Genomic DNA, 366 nt, shown 5'->3' on the forward strand with positions numbered 1-366 from the left:
ACACTGAAGCAACAGTAGCTAAGCGCTTAGCCATCTATCATGAGCAAACACAGCCTTTGGTTGGTTTCTATCAAGCTCGTGATGGCCAAACGCCCAATGCGGCTAAATACCATTTAGTGGAAGGCGTGGGCTCAGTTGATGACATCACCAAACGTATGTTGGCAGCGTTAAGCTAAACACGTGTAGTGCTTGTAAACTAACGCCGCGCCCTGCGCGGCGTTATTGTTTCTGGCTCAGGCAGACCATTAATTATTTGGCCTGTATTATGCCCACGTGTTGTTTGAGAGAGTTGCTCATGAACTGCGTTAATGAATCTTGCTATTGCCGCGATAAAAGCCCTGCGCCGACCATCGAACGCACCAAAGT

The sequence above is a fragment of the Paraperlucidibaca sp. genome (genome assembly GCF_982810325.1).